Source organism: Staphylococcus hominis subsp. hominis (genome assembly GCF_002901845.1).
GTDB lineage: Bacteria > Bacillota > Bacilli > Staphylococcales > Staphylococcaceae > Staphylococcus > Staphylococcus hominis.
Genome location: NZ_PPQE01000016.1, coordinates 1 through 285, shown reverse-complemented (window position 1 = coordinate 285; position 285 = coordinate 1). Strand labels below are relative to the sequence as shown.

Here is a 285-nt window from a genome sequence, read left to right as displayed (position 1 = left end):
ATTGCTTGTCTTGACTCTGATTTTTTGATTACTTCTGGTTGGATTACATTGATTGTAGTTGTACCATTTGTTTTTGCTTCATCCACACCTGAATTATTTATTGCTTCGTTGATATGGGCTTTGGCTTCCGTTACCGCTTGGTCTACTTTCGCTTTAGCTGCCTCTTTTTCTTCTGTTGTTGCACCCGGTGTTTGATCAATCGCTTCTTTTTTAGCTCTTGCAATATCATCGATTGCTTGTCTTGACTCTGATTTTTTGATTACTTCTGGTTGGATTACATTGATT

1 protein-coding gene is annotated in these 285 nt (G+C 37.5%); it reads right to left on the bottom strand.

Going from position 1 to position 285, the window contains the following annotated elements; all coding sequences use genetic code 11:
* A partial coding sequence (locus CD034_RS01130; RefSeq protein ID WP_142380637.1) for a DUF1542 domain-containing protein occupies positions 1-285 on the bottom strand: 285 nt, incomplete at both ends.